Raw genomic sequence first — 26,513 nt, 5'->3', positions numbered from 1 at the left:
ACGCGACGCGGGTCCACTCCGCTGGCAGGATTTTTCGACGATACATCCCTGTATCGTCGAAAAACGACGTGCGTCCTGCACGTCGCCCCGTGCGGGGTCTTTTCTGCCAGCTCCGTCGCTGCGGAAGGGGCCCGGTACGTCAAAAGCTGAGCAAGAACAAAAGCACGAGCACGAGCACGAGCACGAGCAACTGCAACTGCAACTGCAAGAGCAACCTCAATTGCAACCAAAGCTGGAGCTGGAGCTGGAGCCGGAGCCGAGACTTGAGCTGGCGGTCACCGCCGCGGTCAATTTGGCGGATAAGGCTCCTCAGTTGCCTAATGCCGCGTCCAATGATGCGATACACGCAATTGCAGCTTGAAGCCCCCTCTCCCCTCGCGGGAGAGGGGTTGGGGAGAGGGGAGCTGCGCGGGATAAACTGAAGAAGCGCGTCTTTCCGCCGCAGGCTCTAGAATTGCCCGCATGCGCTCAACTCCGACCATCACCAGCCTGCTCGGCAAGCAACTGCTGCCCTATCTTGACGACATCGCGCGGCTGCGTATCCAGGTGTTCAATGATTGGCCCTATCTCTACCAGGGCAGCCTCGACTACGAGCGGGACTACCTTGCGGCCTATGCGGCGACGCCGGATGCGGTATGCGTAATCGCATGCTCCGGTGATGCGGTTGTGGGGGCGTCGACCGGGTTGCCGCTGCTCGATGATGGGCCGGCTTTCCGCGCGCCGTTCGAGCAGGCGGGGCTCGATCCTGCCCGGGTCTTCTATTTTGGTGAATCAGTACTGCTGCCTGCGTATCGCGGGCATGGCATCGGTCATGCGTTCTTCGATGCACGCGAGGCACATGCACGAGGATTGGGGCGTTTCGCAATGACGGCCTTCTGTACAGTGGATCGTTCCGACGACGACCCACGGCGGCCGCCCGGGCATCGCGACAATGCAGTGTTCTGGCATAAGCGCGGTTACCAGCGTCAGCCGGGCATGACCATGCAGCTGCATTGGGAGGAGGCAGGGCTGGGCAATGTCATGCATCCTTTGACGTTCTGGACCCGCAAGCTGGAGCCCGTCTCATGAAGATTGCCGTTGCACGCTATCCGGTGGGTTCGCCCGCCAGCTTTGACGCGTTCGCCGCGCGTCAGGCGCAGGTATTGGGTGAAGCCGCTGCTGCTGGTGCGCGCATCGCGGTGCTGCCGGAGTATCTGTCGCTGGAACTGGCTGCCAGTTTTGGTCGGCCGATCTTCAGTGATCTGGCGGCGTCGCTGGCGGCCATCCAGCAGTATCGGCAGCGCTGGCTGGAGCTTTTCTCCGACCTGGCACGGGAACTGGACATGCACGTGGTAGCCGGCAGTTTCCTGCTCGATGACGGCAATGGACGCTTCCGCAACCGGTGCGACTGGCTGACACCGCAGGGCCTGCATCTGTGGCAGGACAAGCTGCAGCTCACCGGTTTCGAGAAAGGCACCGGCATCATTGATCCTGGTGATGCACTTAAAGTTTTCGAGATCGACGGCGTCCGTGTTGGTGTGGCCATCTGTTACGACAGTGAATTCCCGCTGCCGGTGCGGCGTCAGTACGAGGCCGGTGCGCGCTTGCTGATCGTGCCCAGTTGCACCGATACCGCTGCCGGAGCTATGCGCGTGCGCGTCGGTTGCCTCGCCCGCGCGCTGGAGAACCGGATGTTCGTGGCGCAGTCGGTCACCGCCGGGCTCGCCGAATGGAGTCCGGCGTTGGATGTAAATACCGGTGAGGCCGCGATCTATGCACCGATGGATGTGGGTTTCCCCGCCGACGGCGTGCTGGCACAGACTGATGAGCAAACGCTGTGGGCTTATGCCGATCTCGACTTTGCCGCCTTCGAGGCCAGCCGCAAGCGTGCCCAGGTGGCCAATGACCGTGATTGGCAAAGCCAGCTGCAGCCTGCGCTGGCACATGCGGTTGTGACCCGCGTGGACTGAATCGCGACCGCTGTCGGCAAACCATGACCATTGGCCGACTCGATGGGGCCAGCTGCTGGCTAGACTCGGTGGTTTGTCGTCATTGGGCCTAAGGCCGGGGGAAGCATGATCAAGCGGGGTTTGTTGGCGTTGTGCATGGGTTTGGCGGTGAGCGCTACGGCGCAGGCGGCTGAGCAGGTGGATCTGGACATGGTCAGCAAGATCCGTCAGGAGGCTTTCCATCGCTCCCAGGTGATGGATACCTTCAGCCACCTGACTGAAACCATTGGTCCGCGCCTGACCAATTCGCCGGCGATGGCGCAGGCCAATACCTGGACCCGTGGCAAGTTCAACGAGTGGGGCCTGGTCAATGTGCACGACGAGGCTTTCGAAGACTTCGGCCGCGGTTGGGAGTTCACCTCGGCCAGCGTCGAGATGCTGGGCCAGCGCGTGCAGCCGCTGCATGCCTTGCCCAAGGCGTGGACGCCGGGCACCAATGGTGCGGTGGAAGGTGAGCTGATCCAGGTCGATATCAAGAAGCTGGCTGATCTTGAGAAGTACAAGGGCAAGCTGCGCGGCAAGATCCTGCTGCTCGGTGATGCGCGCGAGTACAAGCGTGGCACCGAGTCTGATTCCCACCGCCACGACGCGACGTCGCTGGAAGGCCTGCAGGCCTTCACCATTCCCAAGACCGCGGAAGAAGACCGCGCAAAGCGGGTGAAGGAATACAACGAGCGCCAGGAGCTGGGCAAGGCGGTCAATGCCTTCTTCGTCGAGGAAGGCGCGCTGGCCGCGATCAGCATCAGCGGCTGGGACAACGGCATCATCCGCGTCGCCGGTGGTGGTTCGCGCAAGGCCGGCGAGTCGGTGGGCATCCCGGAACTGGCGATGATCGCCGAGCACTTCAATCCGCTGGTGCGTGCACTCAAGGACAAGCAGACGGTGACGCTGCGGGTCAACGTGGACGCGCGCTTCACCGATGAGACCGACCAGCCGGGTCACAACACGCTCGCCGAAATCCGTGGCAGCAGCAAGGCCGATGAGATCGTGATGCTGGGTGCGCACATGGATTCCTGGCACACCGGTACCGGCGCGGCTGACAACGCTGCGGGCGTGGCGGTGATGATGGAGGCGATGCGTATCCTGAAGGCGGTGGGCGCCAAGCCCAAGCGCACGATCCGCGTGGGTCTGTGGAGTGGTGAGGAGCAGGGTTTGATCGGTTCGCAGGCGTACGTGACTCAGCACTTCGCGCGTTACCCGGAACCGACCGATGCGGCGCAGAAGGCGCTGCCGGCGTCCTTGCGTGAGCCGACCGGTCCGCTGCAGAAGCTGCGTGATTACGAGAAGTTCCAGGTCTACTTCAACATGGACAATGGTTCGGGCCGTTTCCGTGGCATCTATGCGCAGGAAAACATGGCGGCGATGCCGATCTTCGAGGCATGGTTGAAGCCGTTCAATGATGTGGGTGCGACCACGGTGGCTACGCGTAATACCGGCAGTACGGACCACATCAGCTATGACCGGGTTGGCCTGCCGGGCTTCCAGTTCATCCAGGATCGTCTGGATTACTTCAGCAATGTGCATCACAGCCACCTGGATACCTGGGATCACGCGGAGCCTGAGGATCTGAAGCAGGCGGCGGCGATCGTTGCATCGTTCGTCTACAACGCTGCGATGCGTGAGGAGCGGTTCCCACGCAAGCCGTTGTTGGAGAAGTGAGCTAGCCGGGTTTGCTTGAAGGAAGGGCCGCATCGCGGCCCTTCTGCTTTTGGATCAGAGCAAACAATGCTCGATGCCTCCCTTCTCCCGCTTGCGGGGGAAGGTGCCCGAAGGGCGGATGGGGGGAGCTTTGGCTCTTGTTGTTGCTGGCGCTTTGTTGTCCCGTTGACAAGCAAGATCAAGATCAAGAGCTTTCACTCCCCTGCGGGGAGCGAGTCACTTTTCTTTGCTTGTGCAAAGAAGAAGTAACCAAAAGAAACACACCCTGCCTCCGCGCCCACGCCGCGACGCGACGCGGGTCCACTCCACTGGCAGGATTTTTCGACGAGACATCCCTGTCTCGTCGAAAAACGACGCACATCCATGTGCGTCGCCCCGTGCGGGGTCTTGTCCGCCAGCTCCGTCGCTGCGGAAGGGGCCCGGTAGGTCAAAAGCTGGAGCAACGGCCGAAACCGAAGACAGAGCCAGAGCTGCCCTCACCCCAACCCCTCTCCCGCAGGCGGGAGAGGGGCTAAAGCAGGGGCGCTGCTTTGGCGGGTGAAGGGCTGGAGCCGGTTCGAAGCACCGGCAGGGGGGAAAAGGTAAAATGCCCCGATTCCAACTTCTGCGCCCGTCATGACCGTCCGTACCCGCTTTGCCCCCAGTCCCACCGGCTACCTGCACATTGGTGGCGCCCGCACCGCGCTTTACTGCTGGCTGGAGGCGCGTCACCGTGGCGGTGAGTTCGTGCTGCGCATTGAAGATACCGACCGCGAGCGCTCGACCCAGGCTGCCATCGACGCCATCCTCGAGGCGATGGACTGGCTGGGCCTGGGCTATGACGAAGGTCCGATCTACCAGACCGCGCGCGTTGCCCGTTATCAGGAAGTCGCCGAGCAACTGATCGCCTCGGGCAAGGCGTACTACGCCTACGAGACCAAGGAAGAGCTGGACGCCATGCGTGAAGCCGCCATGGCCAAGCAGGAGAAGCCGCGCTACAACGGCGCCGCCCGCGAGCTGAACCTGCCGTACAAGGACGACCCGAACCGCGTCATCCGCTTCAAGAACCCGCTTGAAGGCACGGTGCTGTTCGATGACCTGATCAAGGGCAATATCGAAATCGCCAACAGCGAGCTGGATGACATGGTCATCTTCCGCCCGGACGGCTACCCCACCTACAACTTCGCGGTGGTGGTCGACGATTGGGACATGAACATCAATGAGGTCATCCGCGGTGATGACCACATCAACAACACCCCGCGGCAGATCAACCTGTACGAGGCCATCGGCGCGCCGGTGCCGAAGTTCGGCCATATGCCGATGATCCTGGACGAGCAGGGCGCAAAGCTGTCCAAGCGCACCGGCGCAGCCGACGTGATGCAGTACAAGGACGCGGGCTACCTGCCTGAGGCGCTGCTGAGCTACCTGGCCCGCCTGGGCTGGTCGCACGGTGACCAGGAGATCTTCACCCGCCAGGAGCTGATCGATCTGTTCGACGTCACCAACTGCAATTCCAAGGCCGCGCGCCTGGACATGGCCAAGCTGGGCTGGGTCAACCAGCACTTCCTGAAGACCGAGACGCCGGAGTCCATCGTTCCGCACCTGGTCTACCAGCTGGAAAAGCTCGGTCTGGACATCAGCAAGGGCCCGGCTCCGGTCGACGTGGTCATCGCCCTGCGTGAGCGCGTGCAGACCCTGAAGGAAATGGCCGAGAAGGCCGTGGTCTGGTACACCCCGCTGAACGAGTACGACGAAGCGGCCGTGGCCAAGCACTTCAAGGCCGGTGCTGAGGTTCCGCTGGCGAAGGCGCGTGAACTGCTGGCCGCTGCTGAATGGACCGCCGAAGGCGTGTCCGTGGCACTGCATGATGTGGCTGCCCAGCTGGAAATCGGCATGGGCAAGGTCGCCCAGCCGCTGCGCGTGGCCATCACCGGCACCCAGGTGAGTCCTGACATTTCCCATACCGTGTATCTGGCAGGGCGCGACGAGGCCTTGAAACGCATCGACGCCGCACTCATCAAGATCCCAACGGCCTGACCCCGAGGTAGACATGACCGACGCACACTCCTGTACCGCCCCGCACCACCACGTCGAAGACGCGGCCGGCTTTGTCGCGGTGGTCGAACGGGTGTGCCGCGAGCGCGGATTGCGGCTGACCCCGATCCGCGCCAACGTGCTGCGGCTGATCGCCGAGGCCGGCAAGCCGGTCAAGGCTTATGAACTGCTGGAATGGGTACGCGAAGGCAAGGGTGTGGGCGCGGACGCCCCGCCCACGGTCTACCGCGCGCTGGATTTCCTGATGGCCAATGGCTTCGTGCACAAGCTGTCGTCGGTCAACTCCTTCGTCGCCTGCCACCACCCGAGCAGCAACCAGCACTCGGTGCCGTTCCTGATCTGCGACCGCTGCCATAGCGCGGTGGAGCTGGAAGACCGCGACATCGTCCGTCAGCTTGAAGCCCGCGCCAAGGAGCTGGGCTTCAAGCCGCAGGCACAGACGCTGGAAGTGCACGGCCTGTGCGCGAACTGCGCAGGCTGATGCTTTAGCCCCTCTTCCTGTGGGAGGGGTTGGGGTGAGGGTAAGGCTTCAAGCAGAACTGACCCTTGTAGGAGCGGCGTGAGCCGCGAAGCCGATAGGCCTCGACCGCCCCGGTCACTTCGGTGCGGACAATGTGCTATCGGCTTCGGATGTTGCAGTGGCTTCGCGGCTTACGCCGCTCCTACAACAGCTCGTCGTGCTTACGGCTTCGGCTTTGCCTCGTAGACCACTTCGCCATCCTTGATGGTCTGCAGCACCTTGATGGTGTGTAGCTGGCTGCGTTCGATGCTCAGTGGGTTGTCCGATAGCAGTACCAGATCGGCGCGCTTGCCGACTTCGATCGAGCCCTTGCTGCTTTCCTCGCCGTACTGCCGCGCCGCCCACAAGGTGATCGCCTTCAGCGCGATCACCGGTGATACGCGCTGATCAGGTCCCAGCACGCGGCCACTGCGGGTCACGCGGTTGACCGTTGCATCCAGCACCCGCATTGAATCGGGGAATACCACCGGCGCGTCATGGTGCGAGGTGAACACCATGCCTGCATCCAGCACCCACTGCGTCGGTGAGATGTTCTCGGCGCGTTCCGGGCCCAGCACCGAGTCGCGGTGCCAATCGCCCCAGTAATAGGTGTGCATCGGGAACAGCGAGGGGAAGATGCCGAGACGGCGCAGCTCGCCGACCTGGTCCTTGCGCAGGGTCTGGCCGTGGATCAGCACGGGGACGAGATGCTTGTCCGGGTACTTGGCTTCGGCGGCGGACACTGCATGGATCAGCTGGTCGATGGCGGCGTCGCCATTGGCATGCGCCAGTACCTGCCAGCCATGGCCCCAGGCCTGGGTGAGGAGGTCATCGACCTTGGCGGTGGGGAAGGCGGGGTAGCCGGCGTAGTCCGGCTTCTCGCCTTCGGGCGCCTTGTAGTAGGGCTTGGTCAGCCAGGCGGTCTTGCCCTGCGGCGAGCCATCCAGACTGATCTTCACGCCGCCGATGCGGTAGTGATCGGTGTAGTTCAAACCATAGAACGGGCCTTGCATCACTGGGTTCTGCAGGGCCACTTCAATATCGGGATAGGCCACCACGTCGATCTTGAGCTTGCCGGCTTTGGCCGCCATTGGCAGCAGCTGCAGGGTGCCGGCGTCGCTCTTGCCATCCTGCGCAGTGGTATAGCCGTATTTCATGTACAGCGCCTGCCCGGCTTCGATCATGGCCAGTGACTGCTCGGCAGTCATCGCCGGCATCAGTTTGGCCAGGGCGATGTTGTGCGCGCTTTCCTCAAGCACACCATCAGGCACGTTGCTGCCCGGTTCGCGACGGATTACACCGCCGGGCGGATTGGGCGTGTCAGCGGTGATGCCGGCCAGTTCCAGCGCCTTGCTGTTGTAGGCGCCGATGTGGCCGGATTGATGCATCAGGATGACCGGAATATCGGTGGCGATTACATCCAGGTCATGGCGGGTCGGGGCGCGCTGCTCGACCAACTGCGAGTCGTCGTAGCCGAAGCCGATCAGTACCTTGTAGCCCTCCGCTGTGGTCGGGTGGGCGCGGAACTCGCGCATGATCTTTTGCAGGGCGGGGATCGAATTGCCTTCGCCGTCTGGCGCGGGCAGCAGGTTGGCCGACAGCGCCTGCAGGCCAACGCCAGAGACATGGCCGTGGGCATCGATGAAACCCGGCGTCAAAGTATGGCCCTGCAGATCAATCTGCTTTGCCCGTGGGCTGAAATCGCGCGCCGCCTTGCGTGTGCCGACAAAGGCGATGCGGCCGTCGCGCACGACGATGGCCTCGGCGTTGGGCTGGCTGTCATCCACGGTGACGATGGGACCGCCGGAGTACAGCGTGTCGGCTGCGTTGGCGTTGGTGGCTGTGAGTGCAGCGAGTACGGAAAGGGCCAGTAGCAGTTTCACCGAGGATTCTCCCGGCTGGGGGCAGGGGTACAGCCTAGCGCTTCAGGTCCTTCCGTGCGGTCGGACCTGCTCCCTCCCTTGCGTAGCAGGGGAGGGTTGGGGAGGGGTTGGCTTTGGGGCTTTACCGGGAAAGCCCCTGCCGAGCATGGCTCGGCACTACCGCTTTAGCCCCTCTCCCGCTGGCGGGGTGAAGGAGGGGCGTTTACGAACCACTGGTTCGTGCCCATTCTGAACGGTCTTGCGCTGGCGCAAGGACTGGGGCGCGGAGCGGGGGTTGGGGTGAGGGCAGCTTTTCGTCGGTAAAGCCTCTGCCGAGCATGGCTCGGCACTACCTACCGCTGTTGCTCCCTCCCTTGTGCAGCAGGGGAGGGTTGGGAAGGGGTTGGGTTTTGCGCAGGCGTTGCCGCTGTATCCACTTCCACCACCACCGACATGCCGGGGCGCAGGCGGGCGGCAAGGGGCTGATCGGGGTCGATGGCGATGCGGATTGGCAGGCGCTGCACGACCTTGGTGAAGTTGCCACTGGCATTGTCGGGCTTGAGCACCGAAAACTCCGAGCCGGTGGCAGGCGCGATCTGCTCGATGCGACCCGTCAGCTTCTTGCCCTGGAAGGCGTCGACGCTGAAGGTCGCCGGCTGGCCGATCGCCATATTCCAGGTCTGACCTTCCTTGTAGTTGGCTACTACCCACAGCGTGTCCGGCACCAGGAACAGTAGCTGGCTGCCGGCGGTCACGTACTGGCCAAGCCGCACGCTCGCTTCCGATACCTGGCCATCACGCGGCGCCTTGATGACGGTGTTGTCGAGGTCGATCTTCGCCAGTTCCAGCGCGGCCTCGGCCATCGCGACCTTGGCCTCCAGGCCCTTGCGGGCAACCTGTGTGGACGTGAGGGTCTGTTCGGCAATGTGGATTGCCGCCTGCGACTGCGCAACACCGGCGCTTGCCACCTGCGCAGAAGAGCGCAGCTTGTCGCGGTCGCTGTTGGATATCAGTTGCTGTGCGGCCAGTTGCTCGTAACGCTGCAGCTCGGTGCGGCTGCGCTGCTGCTCGGCCTGTTCGGCTGAATAGTTGGCGCGCGCCGAACTGATCTGGGCGCGGTTCTGCGCCTGGCTCTGGTCGGAGTTGGCCAGCTGCGCGCGTGCATCGTCCAGCGAGGCCTGGGCCTGGTCAACCTTCTGCTGGTAGATGCGGCTGTCGATGCGCAGCAGCGGCTGGCCCTGTTTGACGTGATCGAAGTCACTGACCAGCACCTCGGTGACGTAGCCACTTACCTGTGGGGCCAGCACCGTCACCTGGCCGCGCACATAAGCATCATCGGTATGCATGTGCGTGCTGGTGAACGGCCACAACTGCCAGGCGCGCAGGATCAGGGTCAGCCCGAGCAGGGCGATGACGATCATCACCACCACGCTGGCGCGGCTTGGACGGTTGTACTTGGATACCGGTGCGGGTGCCGGTGTTGCTGGAGTCTTCTCGGTCTTGTTGCTCATGTTTCTGCTCGTTTGTCCTGGGTCCCGGCGCGCTCACGCCGGATCACCTGTTTCACACGTGGATTGCGCAGCGTCACTTCCAGCAACAGCCATGTCAGGAAGCAGATCGCCACCCAGCCGCTGAAGGCGAATACATCGTTGAACGCACGTACATTGGCCTCACGCTTGGCCGTGGCCGCCAAGGCAGCGGCGGCTTGCGCCTTGAGTTGTACCGGGTCGGTGATGACGCGCGCGTAGGCTTGCTGCTGCAGTTGCAGGCGACGCGCCACCTGCGGGTCGGCTGGGTTGAGCTGGCTGACCAGGGCAGTCGAATAGATGTGCTCGCGGTGCAGCTGGAAGCTGCTCAGGAACGCCGAGCCGGCAAGGCTGCCGAAGCTCTGGGTCAGTGACAGGATCACGATGAAGGAGACGATATGGTCCAGCCCGCGCGCCATTGCTTGGCGTATGCCCATCAGCATCAACGGGCCCATGAACATGCCACTGCCGACCGCAGCGAAGAACTGGCTCAGCGCGAAATCCATCGGCCGGTCCATGCTGGTGCGGTGCTGGTCGAGGAAGGCGGCAGCGCCGAGCAGGATGATCGAGACCAGCAACTGCGGGATCAACGCCTTCGGCCCGAAGGTAAGCGCGCCGGCGGCAATGCCGACCAGCACGCCGATCAGGATCACCCCGAACAGCGGCGCCATCTGGTCGGGGCCCATGCCCAACGCACGCATCATCGAGATCATCCCGTAGGACTGCTCGTTGGTGAGGAAGCGGATCAGGAAGGCACCTACGATGAAGCGCAGCATCACCGGCCCCATCAGCCAGCGCACCTGCAGCAGCGGATTCCTGCGCTGATGTTCGATGCACAGTCCTGTGGTGATCAGCACTACCGCGGCGGCCAAGGCCCAGCCCAGCCACGGTGAGTCTAACCACCAATGCAGGTAGCCCTGGCTCAGCACCACCACCAGCAGTGCAAGGCCGGGTGCCAGCAGCGCAAAGGTGAGGAAGTCGGTGCGCTCGAATACCTTGATCTGGATGCCTGGCGGCAGCTTCAACACCACCACAGCGGCGAACGAGCACAGCGCCAGGCCGGCCTCGAACAGATACAGGTTCTGCCATTCGCCGTGGTCCAGCAGGCCGGGCGACAGCAGCCAGGCCAACGGCACCGCCAACTGCGACAAGCCGACGCCGACCACCAGCAGGTTGCCCACGTATTTGCGTGGCAGCGCCTGCAGCATGTACAGCGTTCCCAGCGTGGTGCAGGCGGCACCGGCGAAACCGCTGCCGGCGCGCACCAGCAGGGTAGTCGTGGTGCTGCCGACAAACAGGTGCAGCACCGCCAGTGCGGCATAGGTGCCGAGGCCAATTTCGGCGAACAGGCGGATGCCGTATTCCTGGCGGAACTTGAACACCAGCAGGTTGGCGCTGACGTTGACCATCAGATACGCGGCCACCAACCAATTGGCCTCGCTGGCCTGCAGCCCCATCTGCCCGGTGATCAGGGGGAGGTTGGCGCTGATCAGCGCATTGCCCAGCCCACCGGTGATCGCCACCAGCACCGCCACGGCGGCGTAGGCTGCGCGCCGGTACGGCGGGTGCCACGGCATCGAGGCTGAGCCGGGCAGGGCTGGCTTTTCGTGCTCCTCCCAGTCCGGAATGGGCTTGAGTGGTTTCATGGGCGTTCCGCTGCAGCCTGTGCGGACAGGCCGGGTCGCAGCAATTCAATCGCACGCCGTGCGAGGGTGGCGCGATCTTCCGCAGTGCGACCACGCAGGGCGGCGCCAAGCATGCTGGAAATCAAGGAGATATCGGACAACTGCAGGTCCTGGCGGCACAGCCCGGCCGCCTTGGCGCGCATCAAGGCCGGCTCGGACAGGCTGAGGATGCGCTCGCGCGCAGACTTGATCGCCGGTTCGTCCGGATCCACCGCGCGCCAGTAATCGGCCAATGCTGGCGAGTGCACGATGCGCCTGGCCATGCCGACGATCAGCTCGAACAAGGCGTCATCGCGCTCGCCCAGTTCCTGCACGTGGGCTTCGATCTTCTCCACCGTCCGTTGCAGCAGCGCCTCGATCAACGCGGTGCGGTCAGGGAAGTTGCGGTACAGCGTGGCCCGGCCAACGCCTGCCCGTTCCACCACAAGGTCAAGTGGGGCGGTGATGCCGTGCTCGCCGAACACGGCATCGGCCGCGTCCAGCAGCAAGGCACGCCGTGCGGCGGCATCGGAGCGTATGGAAGTCATGCCACATATGATCCGGACAAAATTGTCCGGTTTCAATGCGTGGCGCGAAATGGGGCCTGAATGGCCCCGGTTCGTTCAGCTTGCGACCGCTTGCTTGTGCAGCCGTGCCTCGCGGATGGGCAGGTTGACCAGGGCGGCGGCAACCGCCAAACCCATGTCGGCGTACCACATCCAGCTGTAGTCACCGCCGTATTCCAGCGCCACCCCGCCCAGCCACGCACCGAAGAAGGCGCCGATCTGGTGCGAGAAGAGCGTGAGCCCGAACAAGGTGCCCATGTGGCGCGGCCCGAACAGCTTGCCAACCAGTCCGGCGGTGGGCGGCACCGTCGCCAGCCAGGTGAAGCCCAGTGCCGCAGCAAAGACATAGAACGTCATCGGCGTAGGTGGCGAGACCAGATAGACCGCGATCAACACGGCGCGGCTGAGATACATCCAGAACAGCAGCCACTTCATGCGGAAGCGTTCGCCCATCGCGCCGATGATCAGGCTGCCGGCAACATTGAACAGGCCGATCAAGGCAATCGACACCGACGCCACATTCGCCGACAGCCCGCACAGCGCGATCTCACCAGGCAGGTGGGTAACCAGAAAGGCGATATGCACACCACAGGTGAAAAAGCCCAGGTGCAGGCACCAATAGCTGCGGCTACGTGCGGCGCGCTGTAATTGCGGACGCAATGCATCACCGTCAGCAGCGCCTTCCACACGCGGTGCGCGCTTGCGCAGCGGCCATGCCAAGGGCAGCGAAAGCAATACGATGAAGGCCAGCGCATACAAGGCCTTGATCCAGCCGAAGGCGCTGAGCAGGAGTTGCACCAGTGGTGCGAACAGGAACTGCCCGAGCGAGCCGCCCGCGTTGATGATGCCGGCCGCCATCGAGCGCTTCTGCGCTGGAATGCGCCAGGCGGTGGCGCCGATCAGTACTGAAAAACTACCGGCACCGGCACCGGCGGCCAGCAGCAGGCCGAAGCTGAGGTTCAATCCCCAGGCACCGGGTAGCAGCGTTGCCGCGAGCAGGCCGATGGCCAGCAACAGGCCGCCGCCGACCAGTACCGGCAAGGGGCCGCGCTGGTCAGCCATCGCGCCGAAGAAGGGCTGCACCGCGCCCCAGACGAACTGGCCAATCGCCAACGAGAAGCTGATCTGGGCGATGCCCAGCCCGGTGGAAACGTGGATGGGGTCGATCAGCAGGCCGCTGGTCTGGCGCACGCCCATGGTGACCATCAGGATGCTGGAGGCGGCCACCAACAGCAGCCAAGGTGTGCGGGTGGGGGCTTGGGTGCTCATGCCGCGTGTCCTTGGTCCAGGGCTTGGGTGAGTGCTTCGAGCTGTTGATTGAGCGTGGTCGTGCGCGCGCTGCCGAAGCGTGTTTCAACTTCCTGCTGCGCCTGTTGCCAGAGCGGGAAGGCTTTTTGCAGGCGGCGCTTGCCGGCGACGCTGATCTGCACCTGGCGCTGGCGCGAGTCTACGCCGGGCGCGGCACTGAGAAGGCCTGCTTCCAGCAATGGCTTGAGGTTGCGGGTAAGGGTGGTGCGGTCCATGCCCAACGCGTCAGCGAGCTCGCCCAGCGGCCGCGGCTGGCTGGAGCGGCGCAGGATGGAATAAGCATTGAGGCTCAGCTCGGCGGCGGCCAGATGGCGGTCGTAAACCTGGGAGACGCGGCGCGCGGCGCGGCGCAGCTGGAAGCAGGTGCAGGGGCTGGAGGTGTCCATCGGCTTGTGGGGTAGGGCGATGGCGGGAGTTTATGTGTATATGCACGTAAATGCGAGTGTTGGTTGCTGGCCACGCTGGCGGGTTGTGCGCTTCGCTTTTCGCTTTTCGCTTTTCGCTCTCGCTCTCGCTCTCGCTCTCGCTTTCGCTTTGGCATTGGCATTGGCCTTGGCCTTTGATTTGGCTTTGGCTTTGGCTTTGGCTTTGGCTTTGGCTGTTGCTCTTGCTCTTGCTCTTGCGGTTGCTGTGGCTGTGGCTGTGGCTTTCCCTTCTCCCGCTTGCGGGGGAAGGTGCCCGGAGGGCGGATGGGGGGGCTTTTTGATCTGGCTATGGCTGTACTTGAGCTTGTTTCAACGCAGCGGGTTCTGCACGAAGCAAAAAACCACCTTGCGGTGGTTTTTGTGTGCGCTTGGGTTGTTAAGTGGGAGAGTCAGAAGCGGAAGCGGAACCAAGTGCAGAAGCAAAAGCTTGCCCTCACCCCTGCCCCTCTCCCGCAGGCGGGAGAGGGGAAAGCAGGAGCAGGAGCCAAAGCTCAAAGCCAAAGCCTGCAGCAGGCTCTTAGAACCAGGCGCGGATGCCGAACGCCACGCCACGACCCGGCAGCGGCGAGTAGTCCCGCAGCAGCGACGTATGCGGGCGTGCCTCACGATCGGTCAGGTTGCTGCCATCGAGGAAAACTTCGTAGCTGTTGCTGCCATTGCGGTCCCAGCGATACGCCACGTGTGCGTCCACCAGCGTGTAACCGGCGCTGGCTTCCTCGTTCTCGGCAACATCCTTCTGGCTGCCGTAACGCACGGCGCCCAGCGAGGCGCGCCAGCCACCCAGCGACCAGTGCAGGTCTGCACCAACACGGGCCGGGGCGATGCGCGGCAGGTAGCCGCCATTGGCCAGCTCGACGTTGTAGTTGTGCGCGTGGTCGCCGTGCGGCACGGCGATGGCGACATTGCGGCTGCCGCTGCCATCCAGCTCCGCCTTCACGTAGTCGCCGAATACACGCAGGTCCCAATCGCCTGCCACATTCTCCAGCATGTGCCAGGTGGCTTCTGCCTCGGCGCCCTTGAAGGTGGCGTCGTTCTGGGTCCAGGTGCGTACCGGCAGGCCGCCTTCGACCACGCCGGTGTCGGCCAGGTAGATGAAGTCCTTGAACTTGGTCTGGTAGATCGCTGCCTGCAGGTCGAAGCGTTCGTTGTGCGCGTGCAGGCCCAGCTCGACGCGACGACCGCGCTCGGTGTCCATGTTGGCGTTGCCGATTTCCAACGAGCGGGTGGCGATGTGCGCGCCTGCGGCGTACAGCTCTTCGTTGGTCGGTGCGCGCTCGGAGGCGTCCACGCCGAAACGCAGGTCGAAGGTGTCGTTCAAGGCCCAGATGCCCGACGCCGACAGATTGGTCGCACCGAAGCTGCGGTTGCGCTGCGCGTCATTCGGATCGAGCTTGACCCGGTCATGGCGCGCACCCAGTTCCAGCTTGAACGGCCCGAACTGCTTTTCCTGCAGCACGAATGCGCCAATGGTGTCGGTGGTGGTACCCGGTACGAAGGCCTCTTCGCCGGTGGCACCGAAGTCACTGCTGCCGAACTGCACGCCGAAGGCACCGTCCCAACCGGCCAGCGGCTGCTGCACGGCTTCGACGCGGCCTTCAAAGCCCTTGTTGGTGAAGCGGGTGGATGGTGTGCCGGCTTCCAGCTCGGTGTGCTCGTAATCGGTGTAGCCGCCGCGCACGGTCAGGCTCTTCAGGAACGAGGTCGGGTTGTACAGGCCGCCCTTCAGGTCGAAGCGGTTCTGCACCATGTCGATGCGCACGTCGTGCTCGTCGCCTTCCTCGGCGTCGCCATGGTCGTGGTCATCGTGGTCATGGTCGTGATCATCGTCGGCATGCACGTGGGCGCCGTTGGGAATGCCGTAGTTGCTGCGATAGGTGCCCAGCGAGGCGCCCAGGAAGCCGCCTTCGCCGAACCAGGTGGCACCGAAACCACCTGCACGGGTGCGTACCGAGCTGTTGTCGAGGCGACCGCGGGTTCCGGCGTCTTCGTCATGGGCATCGTGATCGTCATGGCCATCGGCATCCAGCGCATGCGGGTCGATCGCGTAGCCGGGGATGCGGTAATCGTCGCCGTTGCGGATCAGGCCGTCGACATGCAGGACCAGGTTGTCACCGCTGACGCCGTCCAGGCGGAACATGCCGCTGCGTTCTTCGTTGACCGAGTTGCCGCGTACTTCGGCGCGACCGCTGAGCGGGCGGTCCGGCACTTCGCTGGCAATGCGGCCATCGACCACGTTCACCGCGCCGCCAATCGCACCGCTGCCGAACAGCAGGGTGGCCGGGCCTTTCAGTACTTCGATCTGGTCCGCCAGGAAGGGTTCGATGGCGGAGGCGTGGTCGGCGCTGACGGTGGAGGCGTCCATGTTGCCGACGCCATTGGATACCACCGCCACGCGCGGGCCTTCCTGGCCGCGGATGATCGGGCGGCCGACGCCGGGGCCGAAGAAGGTGCTCTGCACGCCGGGCAGCTTGGCGACGGTGTCGCCCAGGGTGCCGGACTTGTGTTCATCCAGATCGGTGCCGGCCAGCACTTCGACCGGACGTGCCAGTGATTCGGCCGAGCCCTGCAGCGGCGATGCAGTGACCTTGACCGCGCTCAACTCCGTCAGGTGGTGACTCTGGCTGGCGTCGTCATCGGCAGCGCTGGCAACCGCGGGCAGGGCGGCCATCAAGGCAAGGAACAGCAGGTGGTGCTTGGTGCGGCGGGGAAGGGACATGGGACTCTCTCTGTTACTGTGTATCACTTGGGTGGCAGTCTGAACCGGAGGCGGCAAGGGGTTGGCGCAGGCGGTTAGGGCGGGGACGGCGATTATGTTATATTATTCCATAACGTTCCGTCGCCCCTGCTGGAAGTCATGCCCATCCCACCTACCGGACTACGCAAATTCCTCGATCGTTTTGGTGCCACCGGGTCATTGATCTGTGCGGTGCATTGCGCGTTGTTGCCGGCTTTGCTGGCGGCAGCCCCGGCCCTGGGCTTGTCGTTCTGGCTCAGCGATGGCGTGGAGGCCACGATCGTCATCTTCGTCACCGTGCTGGGTCTGTTCAGCCTGATCTGGGGCTATCTGCGACACCGCGCGCTGATGGCCTTGTTGTTGTTGGTGCCAGGCCTGCTGCTGCTATGGGCTGGTCTGTTGAACCCGGAGCTGCATCATTCGCAGATTCCACATGCGGTGGTGATGACCTTGGGTGGCGTGCTGGTGGGTTTGGCGCATGTGGTCAACCTGCGCTTGAACCATGTGCACGTGCACGACGCCAGCTGCGCACATTGAGGGGCGCATGGTAGGCTTCCTGTCCATGCGCGAGGGAGCTTGTTGTGGCCTCGCAAAACCCGTGCTTGCACGGGGTAACTGATTACAAACCAAGGAGTTGACGACATGGGTAAGGGTGACCGTAAGACCGCCAAGGGCAAGCGCTACAACGCCAGCTATGGCAATTCGCGCTCGCACGTGAGCAAGGTGGCCGTGGGCGCAGCTGCGCCGGTCGCCAAGAAGACTGTCGCCAAGGCCCCGGCCAAGAAGGCCGTCGCCAAGAAGACCGTCGCCAAGGCCGGCTGATCCAGCCAGGCAGTGGTCACAGAAAAGCGGCGCATTGCGCCGCTTTTTTTGTGCCTGCAGTTTGTGTGTCAGGCAAAGCATCCGGGCTGCGCTTGCGCATGCCCGGGCTACCTCAGTCTGGCTGGCGCAGGGCTTGTTGCAGAGCCTGCGGGTCGCCGTCGTTGGGCTGGGCCGGGATGCCGATCAGGCGGGTCAGCAGCGGGTAGACGTCGACGTTGTCGAAGGCGCTGAGCTGTTTGCCTTGGGCAAACGCCGGGCCGCGGGCAACGAATACCGCCTGCATCGAGGGCAGTGCCGGGTCGTAGCCGTGTGAGCCGCGGTCACCTGGCGAGCGTTTGGCGATGCTGTCACGGGGCAGTGCGTCCCAGCCTTCCTGCATCTGGCAGACGATGGCCGGTATGCGCGGATTGCTGCCGTAATGCCAGCGTATGGGTAGCTCGGCCTTGTTCCAGCATTGGTAATGCGCGTGCTCGCCGAGCAGCGCTTTTTCCGCCTCCGCCTGCTTGCCGGGCTGCGGCGCAAAGCCCACCGATTGCCCAACCGAGACGGCCTTGGCGATGGCCGGTGCCACCATGTCTTCAATGGCGACAGCATTGCCATATTTGACCGTTGCCATGCCGTGGTCGGAAACCACGATCACATTGGTGTGATCGAGCAGGCCGTCGCGGCGCATGCCATCGACCAGTTGGCCGACGGCGGCATCCACCTGTTGCAATGCCGCGGTGTATTCGGGCGAGTCAGGGCCGTGTGCATGCCCGGCCTTGTCCACCTGCTCCATGTAGGTGGCAACGAAGCGCGGCTTGATCGCGTCCGGCTCGCCATGCAGCCACGCCAATACCTGGGTCATGCGCTCGGGCAGCGGCACGCTTTCGTCATACATCCGCCATTGATTGGCATGCAGGCCGCGCACCGGTGCTTCGCTGCCCGGCCACGACCAGGTGGCGCTCTTCAGGCCGGCCTTGCGCACGCTGACCCAGATTGGCTCGCCGCCATCCCACCATGCTGCGTTCTGCACGGCGGCGCGGTCGCTGACCTTGAAGTCACCGAGCGCATCGGCGCTCATCGCGTTGTGCACCAGCCCGTGATGGTCCGGGCGCAGGCCGGTCACCAGCGTGTAATGGTTGGGAAAGGTGAGTGAGGGATAGGAAGGACGCATGCCGACGCTACGCACGCCTTCGCGTGCCAGGCGCATCAGGTTGGGGCTGTCGGCATCACTGAGTTTGTCAGCGCGCAGGCCGTCGATGGAGATCATCAGCACGGTGGGCGGAGCGTCCGCTACTGCGGTGGGCGAGGGCGTGGTGGCGCAGGCTGCGAGCAGCGCACAGGCCAGTGCACTGGCCGAAATACGTAGAAAAGTCATGCCGCCATGATAGGCCGCGCCGGTGACCGTACAAATACAACCTTAGGCATGTTGCCAATGGATCGACGCCAGCAGCCCGGGTAAGCAAAGCGCACCCGGGGAGCCGGCACAGTCAGCCAAACAGATCCGCCACCCGCTCACCTTCGCTGGGTACTCCTTCCAGTTTCAACAGCGCTGCCTTGGTCGGCAGCCCGCCACCGAAGCCGGTCAGTGCGCCGTTGTTGCCGATCACCCGATGACACGGCAGCACGATCGGCAATGGATTGCGACCGTTGGCTGCACCGACCGCGCGCGTGGCAGTTGGCCGGCCAATGCGTTCGGCAAGCTGCCGGTAGCTCCAGGTTGCGCCGAACGGGATCTGCGCAAGCGTGTGCCAGACCTGCAGCTGGAATTCTGTGCCCACCGGTGCCAGCTCCAGCTGGAAGTCCTGGCGTTCGCCGCGCAGGTATTCCAGCAACTGCCGACGCGGTTCGGCAACGGCATCCGGATCGCGCTGCCAATGCTCGCGGCCCTTGGCGTCGTGGCGGTTTTCGGCGAACAGGATGTGGCGCACGCCGACCTGGTCGACGGCGACGGTCAGCGCGCCGATGGGGCTGTCGAAGCGGTCGTAATAGAGGGTGTTCATGCGTTGGCCTCCGTAACAGGCTTGGAATTCCTCTTTTCGGCGGGCACGGCCAGATGCCATAAGTGCAACACCGCATAGGCGCGCCAGGGCCGCCACAGCTGCGAGCGGCGCTCGGTTTCGCGTTCGCTCAGCCGCTCGCCTTCGCCCAGTACCTGCTGCAGCACCAGATCGCCGGCAGGGAAGGCGTCGGGTAGGCCCATCGCCCGCAGCGCCATGTAATGCGCGGTCCATGGGCCGATGCCGGGCAGTGCGGTTGCCTTCTGCACGAAGCTTTCCAGCGTCTGCGCGCGGCTGAAGTCCAGTTGGTTCTCGGCGCAGGCGCGGGCGATGGCGCGCAGGGTGGCGGCGCGGGTGCGTGGCAGGCCGATGCTTTCCAGCGGTGCCTCGACCAGCGTTGCCGGTGCCGGGAACTGCCGGTCCAGGCCTTCGGGCATGCCGGGCAGGTGCTCGCCGAAGCGATCGACCAGGCGACGTGCCAGCGTGGTGGCGGCGGCAACGCTGACCTGCTGGCCGAGCACGGCGCGCGCTGCGACTTCAAAGCCGTCCCAGCCGCCGGGAATGCGCAGCCCCGGGCGTTCGGCGATGCCGCGAGCCAGCAGCGGTTCCTGGCCCAGCGTTGCGTGGACGGTGCGCAGGTCGGCATCCAGGTCGAAGACCCGGCGTACCTTGGCGACTATGGCGGGAATGGCGCGCGGATCGGTGGTGCCCAGTTGCAGGCGCAGCTCCGGGCGCTTGGGGTCGGCGGTGACGCGGATCAGGCTGGCCACGCCGTTGGCGACGACCACCCGCTGGTAGCTGCTCTCATCGATGTACTCGATGCCGGGCAGGGAACGCCTGCGCAGGAAGGCCAGCATCAGCGGGAAGTCCAGCGGTGGCCGGTAGGCCAGGCGCAGTACCGGCTCGCCGCCGGCTACCGCGCCATGCTGCTTGCGCAGTGCGCTCGGCGGCATGCCGCAGCCTTCGAGGAAGGCGCTGTTGAAGCGGCGCAGGCTGTTGAAGCCGGCGGCCAGCGCGATCTGGGTCACCGGCAGGGCGGTTTCGGTCAGCAACTGCTTGGCCAGCAATAGGCGCCGGGTGGTGTGCAGCTGCGCCGGGGTTGCGCCGAGCTTTGCCACGAACAGCCGTTGCAGCTGGCGTGCGCTGATCCCCATCGCCTCGGCCAGCGCGGTCGCGGGTTGCTCCTGCAGGATGCCTTCATTGAGTAAGGCCAATGCCTGATGCAGGGTCTGGTCCTGCAGCAGATTGGCGTCATCCGGTGACAGTTCAGGGCGGCAGCGCAGGCAGGGCCGGTAACCGGCGGCGCTGGCGGCGGCCGCGCTGGGGTAGTAGCTGACATTCTCGGGCTTGGGCGGCGGCGCCGGGCAGACCGGGCGACAGTAGATGCCGGTGCTGCGCACAGCGGTGAAGAACAGGCCATCAAAGCGCGCATCGCGGGCCAGGCGGGCTTGTTCGCATTGCACGTGGGCGGGCATCAGGAGGTTCTGCATGGGCCAAGTCTAGGCGCGGTCGGCGGCGGTTACTGGCCATTTTCGGACATCAATGCACGTGACGCTGTGTTGATTCACCGGACGTTGCAGCAGGGAGGGTGTTGCGCACTAGACTGTCCCCCTCCCTGGCGCCGCTGCGCCGTAGTACGGACCTGATCGCTCTCCATGTTGCCCAAGTTCTGGTGGTCGCCGTTGTTGTGCATCGGGCTGATGGCCTGCAATCCGCAGACGCAGGACAAGAAGCCCGTGGCCGATCCCGCCGCTGCGCTCGCCGCCGATGGCGACCACATGGTGTCGATCAACGCCGCCGATGCGCCAACCCCGCCGGCACCGGTATTGCCGGCCAAGGACAAACCCTGGCCTGAGCTGGTGCTGGAGAACGGCAAGGCATGGGTCAGCTGTGGCACCGACTATGCCGGTGAAAGCGGCGACGGCACCGAGTTGGCGGCGTTTGATCGCGCCAGCATGGACGCGGCGCTGGAGCCCTGCAAGGAACGCGGCCTGCTGCGGGTGCGCTATGCAGGCAAGATCAATCCTTCATTCGCGGCGATGGTGACGCGCCTGGCTGTGGTCGCCGATGCGATGAAGATCAGCAAGCGCATCCTCGACCTGGACTCCAGTGGTGGCCAGGTGGAAGCGGCGATCGTGGCCGGCGACAGCATCGGTGAATCGGGCTGGACCATCTGGGTGCGCGAAGGTTCGGTCTGCCACAGTGCCTGCGTGTTCGTGCTGGCGGCTGGCGACAACCGCTTGATCTCCGGCAAGGTCGGCATCCACCGCATGATGCGCATCAGCTCCACCGCCAGTTCGCGCGCTGAGTTGAACAAGGAGCTGCACGAGGTCTACGACAACGTGAAGGACTACCTGCAGCGCAATGGCGTGGCAGTGGGCGTTGCCGACCTGATGATGACCGTGCCCAACCGCAGCCTGCGCGTGTTGACCAACGACGAACTCAAGCAATACGGGCTGGACGGCACCAATGCGGTGCAGGACGACCTGGAGCGGATCAAGCAGATGCGCAAATGCGGCGATGATTTCGTCCGTCGGAAGGACTCCTTCCTGATCGCCTTCGACCGCGAGTGCAAGGTGGAAGGTGCCGATCTGGAAGCGGTCAACCGCTGTGGCCAGGCGCTGAAGGAGCAGTTCGGCTTCCCGGACGAGGTCTGCCCGGAAGAAAGCCCGCTGTCGGAGATCGACACCGCCATGCTCGAGCCGATGCCGACCACCATTCCGACCGGGGCTGCGGCCGCGGTTGCCGCGCCAGCCGTGCTGGCTACGCCCGCAGTCAGCGCGCAGGTGGGTGCGTCCAGCACACGTAAATGAACAATCAGGGGGATGCGGAACATCGCAAACCGTGATTGGATTGGCATTCCGTTCAACTGAAAGCGTCATGGAGAGAGCTATGCGATCCAGTTGTTTGTTGATGGTGCTGTCCCTGGCCGTACCGGTCGCAGGCGCTTTCGCGCAGGCGCCTGCAGCGGCCCCTGCGGCAACGCCCGCGCCGGCGCGCGCTGCGACACCGGCAGCCCCGGCCCCGGCCTCCGCCGCTGCACGCCCGGCACCTGCGCTCAGTGCGGCGCAGCAGGCGCAGGTGGCAAAGCAGGATGCGGAGATGACCGCTGCGGCGCAGCGCGTCGCTCAGCTGGTGGATGGGCAGCAGGCCGCCTCGGTTTGGGACGGTGCCTCGGCAGTGGCGCGCAAGGCGGTGACCCGCGACGTGTTCGCCAACAACGTCAACGCCGATCGCGCCAAGCTCGGCGCGCTGGTGTCGCGTGGCAAGCCGTCGATCACCCGCGTGCAATACCCGGCGGGTGCTTCGGTGCCGGAAGGCATCTATTTGAACGTCAGCTTCCCGACCCGCTTCGCCAACAATGCGCAGCCGGTGCGTGAGCTGGTTTCGTTCCGTCTGGATGAGGACAAGGTGTGGCGCGCCTCCGGCTACAGCGTGCGCGCTGCCTCGGCCAACTAGGCGCCACTACCGGCAAGGCAATGCACACGGGCGCCGCAGGGCGCCCGTTGTGTTTGCGGGCTGACTGCCGCATGCCTGATCTGGATCAATGAATCCTTACACCGGCCTGCTTACCCTGCCTGCGGTAGGCATAACGGAGTGGCACATGCGCAAGGTAGATGTGGTGGTGGTGGGAGCCGGCCCGGCCGGCTTGAGTCTGGCCCGCAGTCTGGCAGGCAGCGGATTGTCGCTGGCGTTGATCGAGCAGCAGCCGTTGGCTGCGCTGGCTGAGCCGGCCTTCGACGGCCGTGAGATCGCGCTGACCCACGCTTCGCGGCAGATCATGCGCAACATGGGCCTGTGGCAGCGCATCGATCCGGCCGAGATCTCGCCGCTGCGCAGCGCCAAGGTCATGAACGGCAGCTCGCCGTTCGCGCTGGGTTTCGCAGCGCAGGGCGAGGGCGTGGATGAGCTGGGCTGGCTGATTCCCAATCACCTGATCCGCCGTGCTGCCTGGGAGGCGGTGCAGGGCCAGGCCGGGCTGGAGTTGCTGGATGGCCGCTCGGTGACCGCGATTGATGCCGGTGAAGCCTTCAGCACCGTGACCCTGAGTGATGGCAGCGAGCTCCGCGCGCGACTGGTGATCGCTGCCGATAGCCGCTTCTCGGCGACCCGGCGGATGATGGGTATTGGCGCGCAGATGCGTGACTTCGGCAAATCCATGCTGGTCTGCCGGATGCAATGCGAACGTCCGCACGAGCACGCGGCCTGGGAATGGTTCGGCTACGAGCGCACCTTGGCGATGCTGCCCTTGCCCGGCAACCAGGCCTCGGCAGTGATCACCATGCCGCCGCGGCAGCTGCAGCAGTTGCTGGAGCTGGATGAGGCTGCGTTCGGGCGAACCGTCAGTGGTTTCTTTGAGCGCCGTCTGGGTGGGATGACCCAGGTGGGTACGCGCCACGCCTATCCACTGGTCGGCGTGTATGCGCATCGCTTTGCCGGCAAGCGTTACGCCTTGGTTGGCGACGCGGCGGTCGGCATGCATCCAGTCACCGCGCACGGCTTCAATTTCGGCCTGCAGAGCCAGCAGCGGCTGTCGCGGTTGGTGCTGGAAGCGGTTCGCGGCGGGGGCGATATTGGCGCCGATGGCTTGCTGGCCAATTACCAGCGTGGCCACCGGCTGGCGACACGGCCGCTGTACGAGGCCACCAATGCGATTGCCGGGCTCTATAACGACAGTCGCTTGCCGGCGCGCCTGCTGCGCGGCGCCGCGTTGCGGGCCGCGCAGGGCGTGGTTCCGTTCAGGAAGTTGATTGCCGGGCATCTGACCCAGGCGCGGGCGTAGCAGGGGCGATGGATCGCGGGGAAGTTTCTGTAGGAGCGGCGTAAGCCGCGAAGCCGGTGGAGGTGGCAGGTCCACCGGCTGACAGATTCCCAGCTTCGCGGCTTACGCCGCTCCTACAACGCTGATAGAGCGCGGGGAGGGCTCCTGCCGAGCATGGCTCGGCACTACCGCCAGCCCTGCATCACTCGTCTTCGTCTTCATCCTCTTCGTAATCGCCATCCGGGTCCGGATCGGCGAGCACGTTGATCTGCACATCGCCCAGCGTCACCTGCTGGCCGCCGCGGATTTTGCAGGCTTTGCGCAGCTCGACCACGCCGTCAACGCTGACCTGGCCGTCGGCAATGATCACTTTGGCCTCGCCGCCGCTGGTGACCAGATCGGTCAGTTTCAGCAGCTGCTTCAGCTCCACATATTCACGGTCAAGTTCAAAATCGATGGTCTGCATGGTGTTCACGGAGAAAAACGAGTGGTATTGTGCGCCATCGGCGACCCGTGCGGGTGCTCCAACAGGGGCCAAGCGGCGGCCGGTTGTGTTCGTAAGCTGAACGCAAATCAAGCCATGCGCGACAGCTGAGCTGTTTAGAGCGCACAATATGCGTCTTTTCGCCCGCCCGTTCGCGGCGGTGCCCCCGGAGTTACCATGTCCCAAGATACCCCCGCGCCGCTGCTGTTTGCAGATCTCGGCCTATCCGAGCCTGTGATGAAGGCAGTGGCCGAAGTCGGTTACGAGACCCCGTCGCCGATCCAGGCTGCCACCATTCCGGCAATGCTGGAAGGCCGCGACGTGCTCGGCCAGGCGCAGACCGGCACCGGCAAGACCGGCGCCTTCGCGCTGCCGGTGCTGTCCAACATCAATCTTTCCGCCACCAAGCCGCAGGTGCTGGTGCTGGCCCCGACCCGCGAACTGGCCATCCAGGTCGCCGAGGCGTTCCAGACCTATTCGGCATCGATGCCGGGCTTCCGCGTGCTGCCGGTGTACGGTGGCCAGCCCTACGGCCAGCAGCTGTCGGCCCTGCGCCGCGGCGTGCACGTCGTGGTCGGCACCCCGGGCCGCGTGATCGATCACCTTGATCGCGGCACCCTGGACCTGTCCGAGCTGAAGACGCTGGTGCTGGACGAAGCCGACGAAATGCTGCGCATGGGCTTCATCGACGACGTCGAAGCCGTGCTCAAGAAGCTGCCGGAAACCCGTCAGGTCGCGCTGTTCTCGGCCACCATGCCGCAGCAGATCCGTCGTATCGCGCAGACCTACCTGCGTGAGCCGGTGGAAGTGACCATCGCTTCCAAGACCACCACCTCGGCCAACATCCGCCAGCGTTACTGGTGGGTGGCTGGCATGCACAAGCTGGATGCGTTGACCCGCATCCTGGAAGTCGAACCCTTCGACGCGATGATCATCTTCGCGCGTACCAAAGCCGGCACCGAGGAGCTTGCCACCAAGCTGCAGGCACGTGGCCTGGCCGCTGCCGCCATCAATGGCGACATGCAGCAGGCGCAGCGTGAGCGCACCATCGCCATGCTGAAGGACGGCAAGCTCGACATCCTGGTTGCCACCGACGTGGCCGCCCGTGGTCTGGACGTGGAGCGCATCAGCCACGTGCTCAACTACGACATTCCGTACGACACCGAAAGCTACGTGCACCGTATCGGTCGTACCGGCCGTGCCGGTCGCAGCGGTGAGGCGATCCTGTTCGTCACCCCGCGCGAGAAGGGCATGCTGCGCCAGATCGAGCGTGCCACCCGCCAGCCGATCGAAGAAATGCAGCTGCCGAGCGTGGATGCGGTCAACGATCACCGCGTGACCAAGTTCATGGACCGCATCAGCCAGGCCCTGGCTGCCGGCGACATGGATTTCTACCGCGACCTGCTGCAGCGCTACGAAGGCGAGCACAACGTGCCGGCCATCGATATTGCCGCCGCGCTGGCCAAGCTGCTGCAGGGCGATTCGCCGTTCCTGCTGACCCCGCCGGTGCGCGAGCGCCGCGAGCAGTCGTTCGAGCGTAGCGAGCGTCCGTCGCGTGATGGAGGCTTCCATCGCCGTGACGAGCGTGGCGATCGTGGCGATCGCCCGGCCCGTTTCGAGCCGCGCTTCGAGCGTGCCCCGCGCCAGGACGATGGCGAGCGCGCACCGCGCCCGCCGCGTGGCGAGGGTGATTTCGAGTCGCGTCCGCGTCGTGAAATGCCGCCGCGCAGCGCGCCGGAGTTCGGCATGGAGACCTACCGCATTGAAGTCGGTCACACCCATGGCGTGAAGCCGGCAAATATCGTTGGCGCCATCGCCAACGAAGCAGGCCTGGAAAGCCGCTTCATCGGCCGCATCGACATCCATGACGGTCACTCGGTGCTGGATCTGCCTGCAGACATGCCGAGCGATGTGTTGCAGCACCTGAAGAAAGTGTGGGTGTCGGGCCAGCAGTTGCAGATGCGCAAGGTCGAGGCAGGCGAAGACCACGGTGCCGCTGCACCGTCGTTCAAGCCGCGCTTCGACAAGGGTGAAGGCAAGCCGGGCGGTCGTCCGTCTGGTCCGCGCGGCCCGCGTCCGGGCGGCCCGGGTGGTTCGCGTCCGGGTGGCTTCAAGCCGCGCGGCCCGCGCAACTACTGATCCAGCCTTTCCAATAGCGTGACCAGACAACCCCGGCAATGCCGGGGTTGTCTGTTTTG

General features: G+C 64.6%; 22 protein-coding genes. 11 read left to right on the top strand and 11 right to left on the bottom strand.

The window, feature by feature from the left end; all coding sequences use genetic code 11:
- The first annotated feature begins 462 nt into the window (after positions 1–462).
- The 5 genes from Q5Z11_RS14225 (at position 463) to Q5Z11_RS14205 (ending at position 6,162) form a co-directional block, all read left to right on the top strand.
- Positions 463–1,068: a GNAT family N-acetyltransferase gene (locus tag Q5Z11_RS14225; protein ID WP_303747010.1), complete on the top strand. Its 606-nt coding sequence runs from the start codon at positions 463–465 to the stop codon at positions 1,066–1,068.
- Positions 1,065–1,949: a carbon-nitrogen hydrolase family protein gene (locus Q5Z11_RS14220; protein ID WP_303747009.1), complete on the top strand. Its 885-nt coding sequence runs from the start codon at positions 1,065–1,067 to the stop codon at positions 1,947–1,949. Before Q5Z11_RS14225 ends, Q5Z11_RS14220 begins: the two co-directional genes overlap by 4 nt.
- Before the next feature lie 105 nt (positions 1,950–2,054).
- The gene (locus Q5Z11_RS14215) at positions 2,055–3,647 is read left to right on the top strand and encodes a M20/M25/M40 family metallo-hydrolase (protein ID WP_303747008.1); all 1,593 of its coding nucleotides are present in this window, start codon (positions 2,055–2,057) and stop codon (positions 3,645–3,647) included.
- 615 nt (positions 3,648–4,262) lie between these two features.
- Entirely contained in the window at positions 4,263–5,663 is a 1,401-nt protein-coding gene (gene gltX / locus Q5Z11_RS14210) for a glutamate--tRNA ligase (RefSeq protein WP_303747007.1), read from the top strand.
- Between the two features lie 13 nt (positions 5,664–5,676).
- A complete protein-coding gene (locus Q5Z11_RS14205; RefSeq protein WP_282266682.1) occupies positions 5,677–6,162 on the top strand; it encodes a Fur family transcriptional regulator in 486 nt (161 codons plus the stop codon).
- Positions 6,163–6,362: 200 nt separating this feature from the next.
- On the opposite strand, the gene Q5Z11_RS14200 is transcribed toward Q5Z11_RS14205, so the two are convergent.
- The 7 genes from Q5Z11_RS14200 to Q5Z11_RS14170 all read right to left on the bottom strand — a co-directional run bounded on the left by Q5Z11_RS14200 (position 6,363) and on the right by Q5Z11_RS14170 (position 16,247).
- Positions 6,363–8,063, bottom strand: coding sequence for an amidohydrolase (locus Q5Z11_RS14200; RefSeq protein ID WP_303747006.1), 1,701 nt, complete (start codon positions 8,061–8,063; stop codon positions 6,363–6,365).
- A gap of 332 nt (positions 8,064–8,395) precedes the next feature.
- A complete protein-coding gene (locus Q5Z11_RS14195) occupies positions 8,396–9,553 on the bottom strand; it encodes an HlyD family secretion protein (RefSeq protein ID WP_303747005.1) in 1,158 nt (385 codons plus the stop codon).
- A complete protein-coding gene (locus tag Q5Z11_RS14190; RefSeq protein ID WP_303747004.1) occupies positions 9,550–11,214 on the bottom strand; it encodes an MFS transporter in 1,665 nt (554 codons plus the stop codon). The genes Q5Z11_RS14195 and Q5Z11_RS14190 overlap by 4 nt, the downstream gene beginning before the upstream one ends.
- Positions 11,211–11,780 carry a TetR/AcrR family transcriptional regulator gene (locus Q5Z11_RS14185; RefSeq protein ID WP_303747003.1) on the bottom strand — a complete coding sequence of 190 codons (570 nt, stop codon included), beginning with the start codon at positions 11,778–11,780 and terminating at the stop codon, positions 11,211–11,213. The genes Q5Z11_RS14190 and Q5Z11_RS14185 overlap by 4 nt, the downstream gene beginning before the upstream one ends.
- 75 nt (positions 11,781–11,855) lie before the next feature.
- Complete coding sequence (locus Q5Z11_RS14180) at positions 11,856–13,067, bottom strand: MFS transporter (RefSeq protein WP_303747002.1); 1,212 nt, start codon at positions 13,065–13,067, stop codon at positions 11,856–11,858.
- Positions 13,064–13,492, bottom strand: a complete 429-nt coding sequence (locus Q5Z11_RS14175; RefSeq protein ID WP_303747001.1) for a MarR family winged helix-turn-helix transcriptional regulator — start codon at positions 13,490–13,492, stop codon at positions 13,064–13,066. Before Q5Z11_RS14175 ends, Q5Z11_RS14180 begins: the two co-directional genes overlap by 4 nt.
- A gap of 556 nt (positions 13,493–14,048) precedes the next feature.
- The gene (locus tag Q5Z11_RS14170; protein ID WP_303747000.1) at positions 14,049–16,247 is read right to left on the bottom strand and encodes a TonB-dependent receptor; all 2,199 of its coding nucleotides are present in this window, start codon (positions 16,245–16,247) and stop codon (positions 14,049–14,051) included.
- A gap of 138 nt (positions 16,248–16,385) precedes the next feature.
- Between Q5Z11_RS14170 and Q5Z11_RS14165 the strand changes: the two genes are divergently transcribed.
- The gene (locus Q5Z11_RS14165; protein ID WP_303746999.1) at positions 16,386–16,802 is read left to right on the top strand and encodes a MerC domain-containing protein; all 417 of its coding nucleotides are present in this window, start codon (positions 16,386–16,388) and stop codon (positions 16,800–16,802) included.
- Positions 16,803–16,907: 105 nt separating this feature from the next.
- Entirely contained in the window at positions 16,908–17,087 is a 180-nt protein-coding gene (locus Q5Z11_RS14160) for a 30S ribosomal protein THX (RefSeq protein WP_293708723.1), read from the top strand.
- A gap of 112 nt (positions 17,088–17,199) precedes the next feature.
- Here Q5Z11_RS14160 and Q5Z11_RS14155 read toward each other — a convergent pair whose 3' ends face one another.
- The 3 genes from Q5Z11_RS14155 to Q5Z11_RS14145 form a co-directional block, all read right to left on the bottom strand.
- Positions 17,200–18,447, bottom strand: a complete 1,248-nt coding sequence (locus Q5Z11_RS14155; RefSeq protein WP_303746998.1) for an alkaline phosphatase family protein — start codon at positions 18,445–18,447, stop codon at positions 17,200–17,202.
- Positions 18,448–18,559: 112 nt separating this feature from the next.
- On the bottom strand, positions 18,560–19,072 hold the full coding sequence (locus Q5Z11_RS14150) for a methylated-DNA--[protein]-cysteine S-methyltransferase (RefSeq protein ID WP_303746997.1): 513 nt from the start codon (positions 19,070–19,072) through the stop codon (positions 18,560–18,562).
- Entirely contained in the window at positions 19,069–20,559 is a 1,491-nt protein-coding gene (locus tag Q5Z11_RS14145) for a DNA-3-methyladenine glycosylase 2 family protein (RefSeq protein WP_303746996.1), read from the bottom strand. Before Q5Z11_RS14145 ends, Q5Z11_RS14150 begins: the two co-directional genes overlap by 4 nt.
- A gap of 165 nt (positions 20,560–20,724) precedes the next feature.
- Here Q5Z11_RS14145 and Q5Z11_RS14140 point away from each other — a divergent pair, with 165 nt between their 5' ends.
- The 3 genes from Q5Z11_RS14140 to ubiM all read left to right on the top strand — a co-directional run bounded on the left by Q5Z11_RS14140 (position 20,725) and on the right by ubiM (position 23,852).
- Complete coding sequence (locus Q5Z11_RS14140) at positions 20,725–21,882, top strand: COG3904 family protein (protein ID WP_303746995.1); 1,158 nt, start codon at positions 20,725–20,727, stop codon at positions 21,880–21,882.
- A gap of 79 nt (positions 21,883–21,961) precedes the next feature.
- Positions 21,962–22,528, top strand: coding sequence for a DUF4019 domain-containing protein (locus Q5Z11_RS14135; protein ID WP_303746994.1), 567 nt, complete (start codon positions 21,962–21,964; stop codon positions 22,526–22,528).
- Between the two features lie 145 nt (positions 22,529–22,673).
- On the top strand, positions 22,674–23,852 hold the full coding sequence (gene ubiM / locus Q5Z11_RS14130) for a 5-demethoxyubiquinol-8 5-hydroxylase UbiM (protein WP_303746993.1): 1,179 nt from the start codon (positions 22,674–22,676) through the stop codon (positions 23,850–23,852).
- 181 nt (positions 23,853–24,033) lie between these two features.
- On the opposite strand, the gene Q5Z11_RS14125 is transcribed toward ubiM, so the two are convergent.
- Complete coding sequence (locus Q5Z11_RS14125; protein ID WP_303746992.1) at positions 24,034–24,297, bottom strand: RNA-binding S4 domain-containing protein; 264 nt, start codon at positions 24,295–24,297, stop codon at positions 24,034–24,036.
- 195 nt (positions 24,298–24,492) lie between these two features.
- Here Q5Z11_RS14125 and Q5Z11_RS14120 point away from each other — a divergent pair, with 195 nt between their 5' ends.
- On the top strand, positions 24,493–26,454 hold the full coding sequence (locus Q5Z11_RS14120) for a DEAD/DEAH box helicase (RefSeq protein ID WP_303746991.1): 1,962 nt from the start codon (positions 24,493–24,495) through the stop codon (positions 26,452–26,454).
- Positions 26,455–26,513 lie beyond the last annotated feature (59 nt).

The sequence above is a fragment of the Stenotrophomonas sp. 610A2 genome (genome assembly GCF_030549615.1).
Taxonomy (GTDB): domain Bacteria; phylum Pseudomonadota; class Gammaproteobacteria; order Xanthomonadales; family Xanthomonadaceae; genus Stenotrophomonas; species Stenotrophomonas pigmentata.
Note: the sequence above shows the minus strand (reverse complement) of the source record. Positions and strands in the feature narration are given on the sequence as shown.